The following is a 14078-nucleotide window of genomic DNA, read 5'->3' as shown; positions in this document are numbered from 1 at the left end:
TGGCGGCTCGGCTTGCGCCGTCGCGTTGGGTTTCGCGTGGTCGCGAAGAGCCGTCGGCCCTCACCCTCGCCGCTCCGAGCTCCGGCGTCGCTTGGGTAAGGCTGCCGCTGCGCGGCCTTGTCTGATGGCTGCGCCCCGGCGCGCACGGGCTTCGCGCGGGGGTTTTCGATTCGGCCTCCGTGCCTCAACGAAAACGGCCGGCCGTCCAGGCCGGCCCCCTTCGGGCCTTTTCCGCGCGAATCCCTCGCCTCCACAAGTCGCGCCGAGGGTGAGGGCCGACGGCTCTGCCGACCGTTGAGGCGCCGGGTGGGAAAAGCAAAGGCTACCGCCATGTGGGAGCCAGCCTGCTGGCGATGGGTGCTCGCCACCGCACTTCTGTGGGAGCGGCCTTGGCCGCGATGGGTGCTTGCCGCGAGCACCCATCGCGGCCAAGGCCGCTCCCACATCAAGCCAAGAGCTCGCCGCTGTAGCGGTTCTTACATGGGCAGCTTGCCTCCAACCGCCGAGGCGCCGGGTGGCAACAAGATGGCTACCGTCGGGTGGGAGCCAGCCTGCTGGCGATGGGTGCTCGCCACCGGTCTTCTGTGGGAGCGGCCTCGGCCGCGATGGGTGCTTGTCGCGAGTACCCATCGCGGCCAAGGCCGCTCCCACACCGAGCCAAGAGCTCGCCGCTTTAGCGGTTCTTACATGTGTAGCTTGTCGCCAACCGCCGAGGCGCCGGGTGGCAACAAGACGGCTACCGCCGGGTGGGAGCCAGCCTGCTGGCGATGGGTGCTCGCCACCGGTCTTCTGTGGGAGCGGCCCCGGCCGCGATGGGTGCTTGTCGCGAGCACCCATCGCGGCCAAGGCCGCTCCCACACCGAGCCAAGAGCTCGCCGCTTTAGCGGCTCCTGCACAGGCAGCTTGCCTCGCCGATCGGCCGAGCCGTCGCAACGCGCCCCAGAAGAAACCCTTCCAACCCCCCGAAACCTGTACGAAAAGCGAACCGGTGGGCACCGCCGTGTTCAGCTTTCGGGTACAGTCGCCGGATGCGCCTCATTGCCATCCTTTTCCTCTTGTTCTTCGTCGCCGCGGGCATCGTGTTCGGGGCGTTGAACGCCGATCTGGTCCCCTTCGACCTCGGCTTCGCGAGGCTCTCCCTGCCCAAGGGCGGGGCGATGCTCGCTGCCGTGCTGGTCGGCTGGATACTGGGCGGGATAACCGCCTGGCTCGGAACGTCGATAGGCCAGCGGCGCCGGCGCCGTCGTGAGCGTGGGGCAGGCAAGGTAGCGAACGCGACCACGGCATGAACCCGATCTGGCTGCTGGCGCTCGTTCCTCCGCTGGCCTTCGCGTGTGGCTGGTGGCTGGCCCGACGGAGTCAGGCGCGCCGTTCGGGCGACCGGGTCAACGAGCTGTCTTCCGATTATTTCCGTGGCCTCAACTACCTGCTCAACGAAGAGCAGGACAAGGCGCTCGAGGTGTTCCTGCGCCTCGCGGAGTACAACCGCGACACGGTCGAAACCCATCTCGCGCTCGGCAATCTGTTCCGCAAACGCGGCGAAGTGGATCGCGCCATCCGCCTGCATCAGCATCTCGTCTCGCGACAGGGCCTGTCCGACGAAATGAAGACCGTCGCGTTGCTGGAGCTCGGCGAAGACTACATGCGCGCCGGCCTGCTCGATCGCGCGGAGACACTGTTTTCCGATCTGGTGGCGATGGATGCGCTGGCGCCGTCCGCTCTGCGCCACCTGATCGCGATCTACCAGCACGAGCGCGAATGGCACAAGGCCATCGAGCACGCGCGTCGCCTGGAAACCATGACGGGCGAAGACGAGTCGGCGATGATCGCGCAGTTCTACTGCGAGCTCGCCGAGCAATCGCGCCAGCACGGCGCACGCACCGAGGCCCGCGAGTACGTCCGCGAAGCATTCGTCTGCCAGCGCGACTGCGTGCGCGCGCACATGATCTCGGGGCGACTCTCGTCGGAAGACGGCGAGCTCGAATCCGCCATCGCGTCCTACGAGGCCGCCATCGCCGCGGACATCGCGTTCGTTCCGGAGATACTGCCGCCGTTGCTGCATTGTTACGCGCGTTCGCAGCAGATGGACCGTGCCGAATCGTTCCTGCGCGAGATCATGGAGCGCTACCACGGCATTTCGCCGGTCCTCGCCCTGACGCGACTTTACGAGGGCAGGGACGGCGAGCGTACCGCCATCGACTTTCTCACCGGCCAGCTGCGCAAGCGGCCCTCGGTGCGCGGCCTGATGGCGCTCATCGACGCTACGATGGACAAGGTCTCCGGCGAGGCACGCGAGAATTACCTCATCCTGCGCGACCTTACACGCAAGCTGCTCGAAGGGCAGGCCATGTATCGCTGCAGCCGTTGCGGTTTCGGCGCCAAGGCCCACCACTGGCAATGCCCGAGCTGCAAGAGCTGGGGCACGGTGCGTCCCATCCATGGTGTCGCCAACGAATGACGTCCGCCGTTTCGAGCCCCGGGAGCCTCCTCGCCGGATGTGCATTGCTTGCCTTCGTCGTGTCGTTCGCCTCCGTGCGGGCGGCCATCGCCTATGCGCATCGTCGGGGCATGCTCGACGCGCCCGGCCGGCGTCGTTCGCATACGATGCCGACGCCACGCGGCGGGGGCATCGGCATCGTGCTCGGAGCGCTCGTCGGCATGCCCGCGGCGCTGCTCCTGCTGCCCGTCTCACCGGGCGCCGCGACCGTGGCGGCGTTCACGGTCGCGGTCGTCGCCGTGGCCGCGATCGGGTGGCTCGACGACCATGGATCGTTGCCCATCCGCCCGCGTCTTCTCATCCAGCTCGCCGCGACCCTGCTGCTCTGCGTGGCGATCGCGTCGCTCACCACCAGCCTCTGGTGGGCCGTTCCGCTGCTCCTCGCCGGCGTGTGGTGCATCAACCTGCACAACTTCATGGACGGCATCGACGGGCTGGCGGCCCAGCAGGCCATGTTCTTCGGCGCGGCCTCCGCCGCCCTTGCGTGGTCGGCGGGCAGCCCGGCGCTGGCCGGTGCGGCCCTCGCCATGGCCGCCGCCGCGCTGGGTTTCTGGTGGTTCAACCGGTCGCCGGCTCGCATCTTCATGGGCGACGTGGGCAGCGGCACGCTCGGGCTGATGGTCTTCGGCCTCTCCGCGATGTTCTGGGCGTTTCGCACGAACCTGCTGTGGCCGGCCCTGATCTTCTCGTCCGCCTTCGTCATCGACGCCACTTTGACGTTGCTCGTGCGAATGCTGCGCGGTGCACGCTGGTACACTCCGCACCGCGAGCACCTGTACCAATGGCTCGTGAGACGAGGCGCCGCGCACCGGAAGGTCGCCGCGGGTTACTTCGCATGGAACGTCCTCGTCTGCGTTCCCGTCGCATGGATCGCGTACCGCCAGCCGGCGGCGGCGCCCGTGTGCTTCGGGGTCGTGTATCTGTTTGGAGCAGCGGTCTGGCGTACTGGCAAGCGGCGTTGCTTGCGTCGAAGGGAGCGACATGTTTCTGCGTAGGTTCATAGGCATCATCCACCCCCGCACGGCGGTCGTCGCACACGACCTGGCCATGGCGGCGTTCGCATGGTGGATCGCCAAGTCGTTGCGTTACGCCCTGATGCCGGATCTCGCGCCGGTCACCTACCTGCCGATGGAGTTTCCCATCGTGCTGCTGGTGCAGGGCGCGGTGTTCAACTGGACGGGCCTGTACAAGGGTGTCTGGCGATTCGCCAGTCTGCCCGATTTGTGGAACATCATCCGCGCGACCGTGATCGGCGCCCTGATCATCGGGCTCGCCATGGTCATGTACGCGCGGCTCGATGGCGTGCCGCGCTCGGTGCTGCTCGTCTATCCGGTGGTGCTGGTGGTGTTGCTCGGCGTGCCACGCCTGAGCTACCGCTTCTGGAAGGACAGCCGCATCGACCTTTTCCAGTCCGCGCCCACCAAGCGCGTACTGATCGTCGGCGCCGACCGAGCGGGCGAGGCCTTGTCGCGCGACCTGCGTCGCGACAGCCGCTACAGCGTGATCGGTTTCGTCGACGACAACATGGCGCTCCGCGGCGCGCAGATCGGCGGCATCCCTGTGCTCGGCACGGTGGACCAGCTGGCCGAGCTGTCGAAGGCCGTGGCCGTGCAGATGCTGCTGATCGCGGTGCCCGGCGCGACCACCGCGCAAATGCGCCGCATCGTGGCGTTCTGCGAAACCACGGGGCTGCCGTTCCGTACGGTGCCGCGCCTCGAGGACGTCGTGGCGGGCAGGGCGCAGTTCAACGAGATCAAGGAAGTCGCGATCGAGGACCTCCTCGGCCGCGACGCCGTGGAGCTCGACTGGACCGCCATCCGCGAGAACATCAGCGGACGTCGGGTACTGGTGACCGGTGGCGGCGGATCCATCGGTTCGGAGCTGTGCCGTCAGGTCGCCCGCCTCGGGGCGAGCTCGCTGACGGTCGTCGAGATGTCCGAGTACAACCTGTACCGCATCGGTCAGGAACTGACGTCGGCCTATCCCGAGATGATCTTCAACGGCGTGCTGGCCGACGCGCGCGACGCGACCGCGATCAATCGCCTGTTCGAGGAGACCCAGCCCCAGATCGTCTTCCACGCGTCGGCGTACAAGCACGTGCCCATGCTCCAGGGCCAGCTGCGCGAGGCGTTCCGCAACAACGTGCTCGGCACGCGCATCGTGGCCGACGCGGCCGTGCGCTGCGGCGCCGAGTCGTTCGTGCTCATCTCCACCGACAAGGCCGTGAATCCGACGTCGGTGATGGGTGCGTGCAAACGCATGGCGGAAATCTGGTGCCAGAATCTCGCAGCGCATACCTCGACACGTTTCATTACGGTTCGGTTCGGTAACGTACTGGACTCCGCCGGTTCGGTGGTCCCGCTGTTCCGCCGGCAGATCCGGCAGGGCGGTCCGGTGACCATTACCCATCCGGAGATCTCGCGTTACTTCATGACCATTCCCGAGGCCTGCCAGCTGATCCTCCAGGCGGCCAGTCTCGGCAAGGGTGGCGAGATCTTCGCGCTCGACATGGGCGATCCGGTGAAGATCCGCGACCTCGCCGAGCAGATGATCCGCCTGGCGGGGAAGCGGCCGGGCTCGGACATCCAGATCGTCTACACGGGCCTCCGTTCGGGCGAGAAGTTGTTCGAGGAACTGTTCCATCCGCTGGAGAACTACACGAGCACGACCCACGCGAAGATCTTCCAGGCCCAGCACCGTCAGGTGTCGTGGGAACTGTTGCAGACCCAGCTGGCACGTGCCGAAGAGGCCGTGACCGCGTTCGATGAAGAAACCCTGCGTCGGTGCGTGTCGCAGCTGCTGCCTTCCTTCCGTTGGAGCGAACCGCAGAGCGACAACGTCCTGCCGCTACGCCGAAACGAAAGTGGAGACATTGCATGACCCAACCCCTGCGCAAGGTCGTATTTCCGGTAGCCGGCCTCGGTACGCGATTCCTTCCCGCGACCAAGGTGGTGGCCAAGGAAATGCTGCCCGTGCTCGACCGTCCGCTGATCCAGTACGCGGTGGACGAAGCCGTCGATGCGGGCGCCGATACGCTGGTGTTCGTCACCAACCGTTACAAGCATGCGATCGCCGATTACTTCGACAAGGCCTACGAGCTCGAAGAAAAGCTGGCGGAGAAGAACAAGGATGAACTGCTGGCGATCCTGCGCGGCATCCTTCCCCGCCACGTGCGCTGCGTGTTCGTCACTCAGCCCGAAGCCCTCGGCCTCGGCGACGCCGTGCTCCGTGCGGAAGCCGTTGTGGGCGACGAGCCTTTCGGCATCATGCTCCCGGACGACCTGATCTGGACGAAGGGCAAGGGTGCGCTGCGGCAGATGGCCGACGTCGCGTTCGCGAATGACGCCGGCGTGATCGCCGTGGAAGAGGTGCCTGAAAAGGACACCGACAAGTACGGCATCGTCGATGCCACGGAAGCCCTCAGCGACCGTGCCACGGTGATCCGTCACATGGTCGAGAAGCCGAAGCCGGCCGACGCGCCGTCCAACCTCGCCGTCGTGGGCCGTTACGTCCTGCCGGGTAGCATCTTCGGGTATCTGCATAAGACGACCCCGGGTGCCGGTGGTGAGATCCAGCTCACCGACGCGATCGAAAACCTGCTCAAGGACCAGGGCAAGGTGCTTGCCTACCGCTTCGAAGGCACGCGCTTCGACTGCGGCAACAAGGCCGGTCTGGTCCGCGCCACGATGGCGATGGCACTGGAAGATCCGAAGCTCGCACCCATCGTGCGCGAGTTCGCGAACAAGGCGTGATTCGCATCCCGGGTGGGAGCCAGCAGGCTGGCTCCCACCCGGGTACTAGCGCACCGGTAGGGTCGGCAGGTACGTCGGCCGCCGGAACGCCTTCGCCTTCTGCTCCACGCCATAGGCGATGCCGATCAGCGTCGGCTCGCTCCACTTCGCTCCGAAGAACACCACGCCCACGGGCAGTTCGTGCGCGAACTCGACCGGCAGCGTGATGGACGGGTAGCCCGAAATCGCGGCAGGCGCGGACACGCCGCCCACCGTCGGGTCGCCGCTCACCACGTGGTCGCCCAGCACCAGATCGTTGACGAATGCCGGCCCCCAGCTCGGGGCGAGCAGGGCGTCGAGCCGGTCCTTGGCCAACGCCGCGTCGATGCCTTCCGGACCCGCCAGACGCTTGTTGCGATCGCGCATCGCGATGTACGCCGGATCGTCGAGGCCGCCCTTGGCCTGCGCCTGCAGGAACAGCTCCTGCCCGAACCATGGCATTTCCTTCGCCGCCTCGCGCTCGTTGAACGCGATGAGGTCGGCCAGCGTCTTCATCGGCTGATCGGGTCGCGTCGCGAGGTACGCCGCGATGTCGTGCCTGAACTCGTAGAGCAGTACGTCGAGCTCGTGTTCGCTGAGTTCCTTCAGGTGCGGAATCTCGACGTTGTCGACCACGATCGCACCCTGCGCCTTCAGCAAGGCGATCGTCGTCTCGAGCGCGTGGTCGGCGTTCGGTTCGATACCGGCGAGCTGTCGCACCACGCCGATGCGTTTGCCGCGCAGCGCGTCCGCGACGAGGTACTTCGTGTAATCCGTGGCATGGCGATCCGCCTCGGCCGTGGCCGGGTCGCGCGGATCGCTGCCCGCGATGGCGCCGAGCACGATCGCCGCGTCGGCGACGCTGCGTGCCATCGGGCCCGCGGTGTCCTGCGTATGCGAGATGGGCACGATGCCCGCGCGGCTGACGAGGCCCACCGTCGGCTTGATGCCGACAAGGCCGTTCATCGACGCGGGGCAGATGATCGACCCATCGGTTTCGCTGCCGATCGCCACGGTGGCCAGTCCGGCGGCGACCGCCGCACCCGATCCGGCGCTCGAACCGCATGCGTTGCGGTCGAGCACGTACGGATTGACGGTGAGGCCACCCCGTCCCGTCCAGCCACTGGTGGCATGGTTCGACCGCATGTTGGCCCATTCGCTCAGGTTGGTCTTGCCGAGGATCACGGCGCCGGCCTTGCGCAGGCGCGCGGCCACCGCCGAGTCCCGCGGCGCGGGTCTGGCGACGAGGGCCAGCGATCCCGCGCTGGTCATCATTCGGTCCCCCGTATCGATGTTGTCCTTCAGCAGGATCGGAATGCCCGAGAGCGAACCGGGTCCGTTCGCCTTGCGTGCGATGGACAGCGCATCGGGGTTGGTCTCCAGCACCGCGTTGACGGTCGGCCCTGCCTGGTCGATCGCGACGATGCGCTGGAGGAAGAGGCGGGTCATCCCCTCCGGCGTCAGCTCGCCTGCGGCATAGGCTGCGCGCAGTGTCGCGATGCCGGCGAAGGCGTCATCCTCCCCGGGCTGACGCGCGGCGGCGCCGAAGGCGTGGAACGACGATGCGATGCCCACGGCGAGCGCGAGCGAGCGAGTCCAGCGACGGTGCATGGTGTTTCCCCCGGGGACGGAACGAAGCGTCGCACCCATCTTAACCAACGGCCGCCCGGGCATATACTCGCTGCATGCCATGCCCCGGCATCGATCGCCGTGGCTCGCCAACGTTTCGCCAGGGGAGTGCCGTATGCGCCGTCTGCTTCGCCGGCTGGTCGTCGTCGCCGCCGTGCTTTGTACCGCCAGCGCGGCGGCGAGCGATGCCTCCGCCGTTCCCGATACCCTCGCGCAGCGGATCGCTGCCTGCACCGCATGCCATGGCGAGCACGGCGAGGGCGGCGACAACGGATTCAATCCCCGCCTCGCCGGCAAGCCGGCCGGGTACCTCGTGCGGCAGATGCAGGATTTCCGTCGCGGCCTGCGCCATTACGACGTGATGGAATACATGGTCGCGCCGCTGACCGACGAGTACATGCACGAGATCGCCGCGTACTTCGCCGCGCAGGACGTGCCCTATGCGACCCATCCCGTCCCGTCGACGACGCCCGCGGCCATGGCGCGCGGCGAACAGCTGGCCACCCGTGGCGATCCGGCACGTGGCGTGCCCGCCTGCATGGCCTGCCACGGCACGGCGCTGACCGGTGTCGAGCCCGATATCCCGGGGCTCGTCGGACTGCCGTACGACTACGTCAGCGCGCAGCTCGGGTCGTGGCGTACCAACACGCGCAGCACCGTCGAACCCGACTGCATGGCCACCGTCGTCGGTCGCCTGACCGATGCCGACATCAGCGCGGTATCGGCGTGGCTCGCACAACGCCCGGTCCCGGCGGACGTGCACGCGGCACCGGCGGGCAGCGTGACCCCACCGCTTCGCTGTGGCGTGCTCGGAGCATCCCGATGAAGACGTTGCTGCGCGCCATCGCCGCCTTGTCCCTGTTCTTCTCGGTGTCCCTCGCGCTCGCCGACGATGCGGTCGAGCGGGGGCGCTACCTCGCCACCGCCGGCGACTGCGCCGCCTGCCACACGTCGCGCAATGGCGCGCCCTATGCGGGCGGTCGCGTGCTGGGGACGCCCTTCGGTGCGATTCCCGCGCCGAACCTCACGCCCGATCATGCCACCGGCATCGGTGCATGGCATGCCGACGATTTCTACCGCGCGATGCACTCGGGCGTGGGGCATGACGGCACCTCGCTGTATCCCGTCTTTCCGTTCACGTCCTATACGAAGGTCACGCGCGCCGATACGGACGCGATCTTCGCTTACCTGCGGAGCCTACCGGCGGTGAAAGCGCCCGCCATCGACAACACGCTGCGCTGGCCTTATCGCATGCGTTCGATGATGGCCGCGTGGCGCGTGCTCTTCTTCGACGAGGGGGAGTTCCGGCCCGACCCGAAGCGATCGGCCGCGTGGAATCGCGGCGCGTATCTCGTCGAAGGTCTCGGGCACTGCAACGAGTGCCATACGCGACGCGACAGCTTCGGCGCGCCGGTGACCGATCCGCTGGTGACCGGCGGCATCGTGCCCGTGCAGAACTGGTACGCGCCGGACCTGTCGATGGCACGGCACGGTGGCCTCGAGGGCTGGACGGAAGCCGACGTGGTCGCGCTGCTGAAGACGGGACGTTCGCAAAAGGGCACCGCGTTCGGGCCGATGGCCGACGTCGTCCTGCGCAGCACGCAGCACATGACGGACGCCGATCTCGCGGCGATGGCGACCTATCTCGCCTCGCTTCCCGAGCGCGCACCGCCGAAGCCGCGCGAATCGGCAGTCGACGCGCGCGAGCTCGCGCAGCGCGGCGCGAAGGTGTATGCGGCCCGATGCGCCACGTGCCATGCCGACGACGGGCGCGGCAAGGGCGACGCGTATCCGCCGCTCGACGGCAACGGTTCCGTCACCGATCCCACCGGCATCAACGCCATCCGCATGGTGCTCTCCGGCGGCTTCGCGCCGGCCACGCCGGGCAATCCGCGGCCTTATTCGATGCCGCCGTTCTCGCAGACGCTCGACGACGACGACGCGGCTGCCGTGGTCACGTACATCCGACAGGCGTGGTCCAACAAGGCGGCGTCGGTCTCGCCGGGCGACGTGCGCGCCTATCGGTCGACGCCCGGTACCTGAGCGCGCACGGCGTCGGCCAGCGACTGCCATACGCGGAGGTCCCACGACCGGCGCGCCTGACCCGACGGCGACGGAAGCACGAACGCCTGCGCACCGGCGAACGGGACGGGCTGAAGGCCGTAACCGATTCCCTTGCCTAGCGCGGCGATGCCGCCGTGTTTGCTGGTGAAGGCGATCACACGCGGCGCGTGCTGCAGGATCTTCGCTGCCAGCGCGTCCACGTCGAAGGCGTCGACGGGAAGATCGGCATCGTTGCCGTAGTGGAATTTCGACAGGTCCGTCAGCCCGATACCGAACGACGGCAGCAGCGGATACTCGGCAGGCGCGAGAAGCCGCATCGTCAGTCCGGTGGCGAACAGCGTGCGCCAGAACATGTTCCCCGGATGGGCGTAATACGCCCCGTCCCGCGCGGACCGCGTGCCGGCGGCGGTGCCGCAGAACACGAGGCGAAGCCCCGGTTCCAGCAGATCCGGAAGCACGAACGCATCGGTGAAATGGGGCGACGACATGCCGCCACTTTACCTCGTGCTTGCTGCGTCGGGGCAACGCGGACATGTCCGACGTTGAGACCGTCGCGTGTTTGCCATGCTATCCCGCCCCGGCGGCTCCGCCGCAGGACCGATGATTGCTCGTTGCGACATTTCTCAGGCGGATGTCGACGCGGCTGATCGTCCACGTCGGTACGTCGCGCCGTAGCCTCGCGCGCGTGTCGATATGACGGGGTGTATACAACGCGCGTTCATTTCTCCGCGACGACACTCCGGGCCTTTTCTGCAACGGAGCGCAGAGGCATGGACAGCAAGACGAGGTTGGCATCGACCGGGCTTCTCGCAACGCCGGAACCGTTGGGCGGTGCGTATGATCGGTCGGACATCGTCGCGATCGAGGCGAGCTTGATCGACGGTCAATGGGCGACGGTCTCCCGCGATGAGGTCGGCCTAACGCGTGCGCGAGACGAGGCGGTTGATCAACGAAGAATCGTAACGTCGGTGTCGGCCCTGGGCGACAGGCCCGCGCTCGGAAAGGAGGCGGCTTGATGTGGCGTGCCTTGTTTACACGTCCGGCGCAAGCGGTCGCGGCGCGACCTGCCATCTGTCCCAAGTGGGGCGATCGTTTTCCCTGTAAGGGGCCCTGCTGCGATCCGGCGGCAGCGGGTGCAGAGGGCATGCAGCGAGTCTCGTTCGCGAACGTCTCCTATTGGGACAGGGTGCCTGTGCCCCACGTTCGCTGCTTCGTCTGTCATCCGGAGAACGACGACTTCGATCCGGAAGAGGGTTGCCGACCGTCGCAACTGCGTCGCGTCCACTCGTGTCCCTATGTGGAGAACGATCGTGGCTACGAAGCGTATCTGCGGCACGCACTGGAACTGGCGACCAAGGCGCGACGGGAGGACGAACGAAACGCACCGCCGGGAGGCTATCTCGTCGAGCCGGAATGTCACCCGCGCGCCACCTGCGCCACGGAACTGCATCGATCACGTAATGCGACACCGGAGGATGAGGACATGAAGTTAAGGGAGGCAGGCATGGCCGCGGCGATGGCGGTTTCCGTATCGTCGGCGTGGGCGGTAGACGTCGTTGAGCCACGTGCGCCGGTGTCGGCGGCTACAGTCGTCTCACCTGCGAAGGTCGACGATGAGCCGAATCCTGTGTGGCCAGACAACGGCATAGCGCAGCGTGAGTTGGGGGATGATGGTTGGTTGGAGAGCCTTTTCGTCGAACACGTCGACGGCAAATGGATTGCGTGGGCCATCATGGTGCCGCCGCATGCGCAGGCTAAGGCGATCAACTTCTTCACAGGGGAAGTCATCGACGTAACGGTCAAGATGCAATTGACCTATACCGGATCCTTTATCGATGCGAACGGCGTCAAGCACGAAGAGACCCTGCATTCCGGATTCCATTACAAGGATCCGCGCCCCGGCGGAATACTCGGAAATATTCGCTTCGCTCACCGGAGTGTGGACCGCCCTGAAAATATGAGTTTCGGGCCGATCTGGTTCGACACCTATCAACGTATGTCGGATGACGATGCAAGCGTCATTTGGAGCAAGGTTCCGTTATACGAGTCCAACAATTTTGGTCGCAAAGGATGGGACACGCTCTTTGGTACCGCGCTCGATCTAAATGATGGAACCATGCTCGTGTCGGCGGGCAAGTACATCTTTCGACTTCATCAGGATGATTTCACCCCAGTGGGCAGCGCGCCCGCGCTCCACATCGTGGATGAATCAGAACTCCTTCGTGCGCTGGATGAGGCCAAGGGACAGGCGATCGAAGATGGCGATGCCTGGTTGACCGACAAGTTGAAGCTTAAGTAATCGACGGATGGGTATGACGCCCTATGGAGAATCATCATGACGGAACGTGTATCGCTCAGCGCAAGAGACATCGAGGCAATTGCATACTTTGCCGTGGGCGTGAGCACTGAAGGCAGCCTCAACGGAAAAGACGTGTCCAATCGTCTGTCATTCGCGGGAACGTGGCTTCCCGACGGGCGGATGAAGCCCATCGAAAGAAGCGGCGAATCGATCGGTACTCTGCAAAAAGACCTTGGGCAGGACCAGGGAGTTACGGCGACAGCAATGATGGAAGCGTATCGGCATTGGGCCGAGGAAGGCCGCGACCGCGTTGTTTTCGATGAAACCGAGTACGCTCAGCTTATTCGCGATTTCTCGCGAGACGGAAAAGCGATCACGAAGGAAGGTTATCGCGCGATCGACCCGACGAAACGCGCCCAGATCAACCGGTTTCTCGCGTCGGAAGCGGGGCACGATTTCGTTCATCACCGCGACGTGGTTCAGGTCGGCGATCTGAATAAACAGGGTCTGAGGAGGCTCGTTGCGACGTCGGCCTATCGATCCGCGTCAATAGGCGAGCAAGTTTCGATGGTTACGGCTATAGCAAAGGCACTCAATCAAAACCCAAGTGCTGCGAACAGGTTGCTGAAGGCGATGAAGCGTCCAATCGAATCGCCTGACGCCATTGCCTCGCACGATGACGTTATCGCGTACCTGGATAGAACGTTCGAGGGCGCCCTGGAAGCCGGCCAGACTCATGCCCGCACCGCCGCAAAACTCTTCACCCGCCTGCACAACACGCCGGAAGGAAGTCCACTACACACGGCATGGCAGGAGGTGCTTCGTGATCCATTGATCGCCCCGTCACTTATCGGTAAGGACCCGGAGCGCCCCGACCTGACGGTGCATTACACGCTGGTCAAGAACCTGTTCCTCGAGCCGCGCAAGGCGATGGCGTTCATCGACGCGCTGGAACAGGGTCGTGCACACAGCGAGGGCAGGATCAACGGCACGGGCTTCTACACCGACGGCACGCAGGTGGTGCAGTGGAACGCCGACGGCAAGGGCGTGACCTTCGTCGATGGGCAATGGGCGACGATCTCCCGCGATGAGCTCGGCCTGACGCGTGCGCGGGACGGGTCGGTCGATCTGGCGAGGGTGATCGAGGGTGAGGGTCGGCTACTGCTGCACGTCGAGCCGGCGGTACGCGTCGCGAGCGAAGCGGTCGGTCGCGCCTTGCGTCCGGGCGCGCAGGGCGAGGATGTGCGCCAGTTGCAGGAGCAGCTCATGCGCCTGGGTTACACCGATGCCCAAGGGCGGCCGTTGCATGCGGATGGCGAGTACGGCCCGGGCACGCAGGCCGCGGTACGCGCGTTCCAGCGCGATCACGATCTCGTGGCGGACGGACTCAGTGGACGACAGACGCTGGCGAGCGTGCGGCAGGCGGCCGACGGTCGGGACGCGCTGGTCGCCTCGGCGCACCGGCCGCACGATGAGGTGTTGGCGGCCTACCGCGTCATCGAGCCGGCGACGGTCGGCCGGTCGCCGCCCGTCGAGGCCCGCATGGACGCGCGCACGCCGCCCGAGACCATCGCCGCCTACGAGAGCCTGGAGCCGGTCACGCGATCGGCCGCGCCGCTACTCGCGCCGGCCGAGGCGCCGGTGGCCCGCGAGCCCGTGGCCGTCCCGCCCGGCAGCGAGGCGCCAACGGCCGACGCGACCCGTCTGCTCCAGGAGCGTCTGAACACGCTCGGCATCGGGGACGCCGATGGCCGTCCGCTGGCGACGCATGGCGCCTACGACATGGCGACACGTTCGGCGGTGGCGCGGTTTCAGTCGG

General features: G+C 66.4%; 12 protein-coding genes. 10 read left to right on the top strand and 2 right to left on the bottom strand.

Going from position 1 to position 14078, the window contains the following annotated elements:
- The first annotated feature begins 1028 nt into the window (after window positions 1-1028).
- Genes BMX32_RS00060 through galU form a run of 5 tightly spaced genes read left to right on the top strand, consistent with a single transcriptional unit; the run spans window position 1029 to window position 6249 of the window.
- Window positions 1029-1289: a lipopolysaccharide assembly protein LapA domain-containing protein gene (locus BMX32_RS00060; RefSeq protein WP_089973812.1), complete on the top strand. Its 261-nt coding sequence runs from the start codon at window positions 1029-1031 to the stop codon at window positions 1287-1289.
- On the top strand, window positions 1286-2458 hold the full coding sequence (gene lapB, locus BMX32_RS00055; RefSeq protein ID WP_089973811.1) for a lipopolysaccharide assembly protein LapB: 1173 nt from the start codon (window positions 1286-1288) through the stop codon (window positions 2456-2458). The genes BMX32_RS00060 and lapB overlap by 4 nt, the downstream gene beginning before the upstream one ends.
- Window positions 2459-2502: 44 nt before the next feature.
- The gene (locus BMX32_RS00050) at window positions 2503-3492 is read left to right on the top strand and encodes an MraY family glycosyltransferase (protein WP_244511353.1); all 990 of its coding nucleotides are present in this window, start codon (window positions 2503-2505) and stop codon (window positions 3490-3492) included.
- Entirely contained in the window at window positions 3479-5377 is a 1899-nt protein-coding gene (locus BMX32_RS00045) for a polysaccharide biosynthesis protein (protein WP_089973809.1), read from the top strand. The genes BMX32_RS00050 and BMX32_RS00045 overlap by 14 nt, the downstream gene beginning before the upstream one ends.
- Window positions 5374-6249, top strand: coding sequence for a UTP--glucose-1-phosphate uridylyltransferase GalU (gene galU, locus BMX32_RS00040; protein ID WP_089973808.1), 876 nt, complete (start codon window positions 5374-5376; stop codon window positions 6247-6249). Before BMX32_RS00045 ends, galU begins: the two co-directional genes overlap by 4 nt.
- A gap of 45 nt (window positions 6250-6294) precedes the next feature.
- Here the strand turns inward: galU and BMX32_RS00035 are convergent, their stop codons facing one another.
- On the bottom strand, window positions 6295-7878 hold the full coding sequence (locus BMX32_RS00035; protein ID WP_089973807.1) for an amidase: 1584 nt from the start codon (window positions 7876-7878) through the stop codon (window positions 6295-6297).
- A 133-nt stretch (window positions 7879-8011) separates the two neighbouring features.
- Here BMX32_RS00035 and BMX32_RS00030 point away from each other — a divergent pair, with 133 nt between their 5' ends.
- Both BMX32_RS00030 and BMX32_RS00025 read left to right on the top strand, forming a co-directional pair.
- Window positions 8012-8722, top strand: a complete 711-nt coding sequence (locus BMX32_RS00030; protein WP_089973806.1) for a c-type cytochrome — start codon at window positions 8012-8014, stop codon at window positions 8720-8722.
- On the top strand, window positions 8719-9939 hold the full coding sequence (locus BMX32_RS00025; protein ID WP_089973805.1) for a cytochrome c: 1221 nt from the start codon (window positions 8719-8721) through the stop codon (window positions 9937-9939). The genes BMX32_RS00030 and BMX32_RS00025 overlap by 4 nt, the downstream gene beginning before the upstream one ends.
- Here the strand turns inward: BMX32_RS00025 and BMX32_RS00020 are convergent.
- A complete protein-coding gene (locus tag BMX32_RS00020; RefSeq protein WP_089973804.1) occupies window positions 9915-10448 on the bottom strand; it encodes a mismatch-specific DNA-glycosylase in 534 nt (177 codons plus the stop codon). The genes BMX32_RS00025 and BMX32_RS00020 overlap by 25 nt on opposite strands.
- A gap of 282 nt (window positions 10449-10730) precedes the next feature.
- Here BMX32_RS00020 and BMX32_RS00015 point away from each other — a divergent pair, with 282 nt between their 5' ends.
- The 3 genes from BMX32_RS00015 to BMX32_RS00005 all read left to right on the top strand — a co-directional run.
- Window positions 10731-10976 carry a hypothetical protein gene (locus tag BMX32_RS00015; RefSeq protein WP_089973803.1) on the top strand — a complete coding sequence of 82 codons (246 nt, stop codon included), beginning with the start codon at window positions 10731-10733 and terminating at the stop codon, window positions 10974-10976.
- A gap of 128 nt (window positions 10977-11104) precedes the next feature.
- The gene (locus BMX32_RS00010) at window positions 11105-12259 is read left to right on the top strand and encodes a hypothetical protein (RefSeq protein ID WP_139206638.1); all 1155 of its coding nucleotides are present in this window, start codon (window positions 11105-11107) and stop codon (window positions 12257-12259) included.
- Window positions 12260-12295: 36 nt separating this feature from the next.
- Window positions 12296-14078: peptidoglycan-binding domain-containing protein (locus BMX32_RS00005; protein WP_139206637.1), on the top strand; the 1783-nt coding region annotated here is incomplete at its 3' end.

Origin of the sequence: Luteibacter sp. UNCMF331Sha3.1 (assembly GCF_900109915.1) — a bacterium.
GTDB lineage: Bacteria > Pseudomonadota > Gammaproteobacteria > Xanthomonadales > Rhodanobacteraceae > Luteibacter.
The sequence above is the reverse complement of the archived record's forward strand: the minus strand, read 5'-3'. Positions and strand labels throughout refer to the sequence as shown.